The sequence below is a fragment of the Streptomyces sp. NPDC007162 genome (assembly GCF_040634175.1).
GTDB lineage: Bacteria > Actinomycetota > Actinomycetes > Streptomycetales > Streptomycetaceae > Streptomyces.
Window position 1 is genome coordinate 1 of record NZ_JBEYFC010000720.1, and the last position, 3,680, is coordinate 3,680.

The 3,680-nt window shown below is 70.4% G+C and carries 2 protein-coding genes and 2 pseudogenes; all 4 read left to right on the forward strand.

Annotation, left to right across the window (positions count from 1 at the left end; translation table 11 throughout):
* Positions 1 to 77: 77 nt before the first annotated feature.
* A pseudogene (locus ABZ646_RS42725) lies at positions 78 to 467 on the forward strand (substrate-binding domain-containing protein); the annotation flags it as partial.
* A gap of 46 nt (positions 468 to 513) precedes the next feature.
* Positions 514 to 2,079: a sugar ABC transporter ATP-binding protein gene (locus ABZ646_RS42730; protein ID WP_360532062.1), complete on the forward strand. Its 1,566-nt coding sequence runs from the start codon at positions 514 to 516 to the stop codon at positions 2,077 to 2,079.
* Between the two features lie 4 nt (positions 2,080 to 2,083).
* Positions 2,084 to 3,121, forward strand: a complete 1,038-nt coding sequence (locus ABZ646_RS42735) for an ABC transporter permease (RefSeq protein ID WP_360532065.1) — start codon at positions 2,084 to 2,086, stop codon at positions 3,119 to 3,121.
* 92 nt (positions 3,122 to 3,213) lie between these two features.
* A pseudogene (locus ABZ646_RS42740) lies at positions 3,214 to 3,680 on the forward strand (fuconate dehydratase); the annotation flags it as partial.

Below are 3,680 nucleotides of genomic sequence, written 5' to 3' on the forward strand. Positions count from 1 at the left end.
GTCGCCCGAGGAGGCGTTCAGGAGCGCGAAGCCGTAACCGGCCGCGTAGCCGCAGAAGACGTGGAAGAGGAAGAACGTCCAGCTTCGGCCTTTCCGGCACGCTGCAGGTGCTCAAGCAGAAGGGCCTGCTGGTGGATCCGAAGGACAAGAAGCACGTCTTCATCGTGTCCAACGACGGCATCCCCGAGGAGCTCAAGGACATCGCCGCGGGCAAGATCGACGCCACCGTCTCCCAGCCCGCCGACCTGTACGCCAAGTACGCGCTGTACTACCTCAAGGCCGCGATCGACGGGAAGACGTTCAAGCCGGGCAAGACCGACCACGACAGCACGATCATCCAGGTCCGTGACGGTCTGCTGGAGGACCAGCTCTCCGCTCCCCTGGTCACCGCCGACGGCGGCACCTACGGCGGCGTTCCCAGCGTCAAGAGCGACGACACGTCGCTGTGGGGCAACCACCTCGGCTGACCTACCCGGTCAGGGACCAACGGCTACCCAGAACAAGGCGGTTGAGATGAGCGACGGGGAGCGTACTGTCACCCCCGCGCCCGTCCCGGCGGACGACGGGCGGGCCTCCGCGGCCCCGCCCGTCGTCGAGGCGACGGGCATAGTCAAACGATTCGGTCCGACGGTGGCCCTGAACGGCGCCCGGATCACCATCCGGCCCGGCGAGACACACGCACTCGTCGGCCGCAACGGGGCCGGCAAGTCAACCCTCGTGTCCGTCCTGACGGGCCTGCACGCCCCCGACGAGGGGACGGTCACCTTCGGCGGCGACCCCGCGCCGCGGCTCAGCGACCGCGACGCCTGGCGCCGGCGTGTCGCCTGCGTCTACCAGAAGTCGACGATCATCCCCACGCTGACCGTCGCCGAGAACCTGTTCCTGAACCGGCACCACCACGGCCCCCACCGGCTCATCAGCTGGACCGGCGTACGCCGCCGGGCCCAGGAGCTGCTGTCGGCCTGGTCGGTGGAGGTCGACCCGCAGTCCCCGGCCGGCGACCTCAGCGTCGAGCAGCGGCAGTTCGTCGAGATCGCCCGGGCGCTGTCCTTCGGGGCCCGGTTCATCATCCTCGACGAGCCCACCGCGCAGCTCGACGCGGCGGCGATCAACCGGCTCTTCGACCGCATCCGCGACCTGCAACGCCAGGGCGTGACCTTCCTGTTCATCAGTCATCACCTGCAGGAGGTCTACGAGATCTGCGACATGGTGACGGTGTTCCGCGACGCGGCGCACATCGTGACCGCGCCGGTCGCGGAGCTGCCCCGTACCGAGCTGGTCGCCGCCATGACCGGTGAGGCCGCGGCGGACCGGCGCCAGGAGCGCACCGGCAGCCTGGACGAGAGCGGCGTGCCCGCGCTGACCGTGCACGGTCTGAGCAGCGACGACACCTACACCGACGTCACTTTCCAGGTGGGCGCCGGGGAGATCGTCGGCCTTGCGGGCGCCGCCGCCAGCGGACGTACGGAGGTCGCCGAGACCGTCGTAGGCCTGCGCGCCGCCGCGAGGGGGGACCTGGAGATCTCCGGGCGCCGGCCCCGGCCGGGCAGCGTGCCCGACGCGCTCGCGGCCGGCGCCGGGTTCGTTCCGCAGGACCGGCACCACCAGGGCTTCGTGCCGGACATGTCGATCGCCGACAACGCGACCCTGTCCGTGCCCAGGCGGCTCGGCAGGAACGGCTTCCTCAGCCGCGGACGCCGCGACCGGCTGGCCGAGGGCCTGATCGAGAACCTGGCCATCAAGACCCCCGGACCTGAGCTGCCCGTCTCCGCCCTGTCCGGCGGCAACCAGCAGAAGGTCGTCATGGCGCGTGCCCTGGCCGACGACCCGCGGCTGCTGGTCCTGATCAACCCGACCGCCGGCGTGGACGTGCGCTCCAAGGAGTTCCTCCTCGGCAAGGTCGAGGAGACCGCCGAGTCCGGCACGGGAGTGCTCATCGCCTCCGACGAACTCGACGACCTGCGCATGTGCGACCGGATCCTGGTGATGTTCCAGGGCCGGGTCACGACCGAGATACCACGCGGCTGGCACGACCACGACCTCGTGGCCGCGATGGAAGGAGTGGACCTGCATGCCTGAGGCAATGCCTGAAACCGTCCTCGCGGACGCCGCCCAGACCGTGGAGACCGGGCAGAGGCGCACCGCGCTGCTCGGCGGCCGGATCCCCCTCGCCCGGCTGCGCGACCTGGCGCTCGTCCCGGCGATCGTCGTCATCGCGATCGTCGGACAGATCGTCAACCCGGTCTTCCTGCAGGCCGACAACCTCATCAACGTCCTGCAGACCATGTCCGAGATGGCCCTGCTGGTCCTCGCCCAGACGATGATCCTGATCGTCAAGAAGATGGACCTGTCCCTGGAGTCCACCATGGGGCTGGCGCCGGGCGTCGCGGCCTGGCTGGTCGTACCGGCCGGCGCCGGGCACGGACTCGGTCTGCTCCCCGGCGCCTGGTCGGTTCCCCTCACCCTCGCCGTGGGCGCGCTCGTCGGCGTGATCAACTCGCTGCTGATCATCCGCTTCGGCCTCAACGGCTTCATCGTCACGCTCGGCATGCTGATCGTGCTGCGCGGCATCCTCACCGGCATCTCCGGCGGTCAGACCTTCTTCCAGCTGCCGCAGTCGATGCTCTACGCCGGCACCGCCGAATGGTTCGGCATGCCCGCCTCGATCTGGATCTGCCTGGCCCTGTTCGCCGTCGCGATCGTGGTGCTCGGCTGGACCAGCTTCGGCCGCTCCCTGTACGCCATCGGCGGCAACGTCGACGCGGCGAAGGCGGCCGGTATCCGCACCGACCGGGTGCTGTGGATCGTCATCGTCACCGGCAGCGTGCTCGCCGCCCTCGCCGGACTCATGCTCTCCGGACGCCTGGCCTCGGTCGCCTCCGCGCAGGGCAACGGCTACATCTTCACCGTCTTCGCCGCCGCCGTCATCGGGGGCATCAGCCTCAACGGTGGCAGGGGCACCATGTTCGGCGCGTTCTGCGGCATCCTGCTGCTCTTCATGATCCAGAACGTGCTGACGCTGGCCGGTGTCCCCGCCCAGTGGATCGGCGCCCTCAACGGCCTGATCATCCTGGTCGCCCTCGCCATCTCCCGCATCACCGGCGGCAAGGTCCAGGAGTGACCCGGGCGGCCCACCGGCCGCCCTGCCTCCGCCGCGTTCACGTCTCGTCGCAGAGGGACCTGTCTCCCCTGCCCCTCACAGGAGTTGCCGCCATGTCCTCCCCCGTGCCCCCGTCAGCCCGCATCATCGCCCTGGACGTCCTGGACGTGCGGTTCCCGACCTCCGAACACCTCGACGGCTCGGACGCCATGAACCCCGAGCCCGACTACTCCGCCGCCTACGTGGTCCTGCGCACCGACGCGGGCGACGGGCTGGAGGGCCACGCCCTGGCCTTCACCACCGGACGCGGCAACGACGCCCAGGCCGCAGCCATCGCCACCCTCGCCCCGCACGTGGTCGGCCTGTCCGTGGAACAGGTCTGCTCCGCCCTCGGCGCCTTCTCCCGCACCCTGGTCCACGACCCCCAACTGCGCTGGCTGGGGCCGGAGAAGGGCGCCATCCACATGGCGACCGGCGCGGTCGTCAACGCCGCCTGGGACCTGGCCGCCAAGCGGGCGGGCAAGCCGGTAGAGACGCAGTACCGCGGCGCACACCAGGAGCAGTGGGCTGACCAGATCGG

What these genes read in the sequence shown, in the direction of transcription:
- ABZ646_RS42735 (WP_360532065.1), top strand. Translation starts at nt 2,084, where the DNA reads ATGCCTGAAACCGTCCTCGCGGACGCCGCCCAGACCGTGGAGACCGGG.
- ABZ646_RS42730 (WP_360532062.1), top strand. Translation starts at nt 514, where the DNA reads ATGAGCGACGGGGAGCGTACTGTCACCCCCGCGCCCGTCCCGGCGGAC.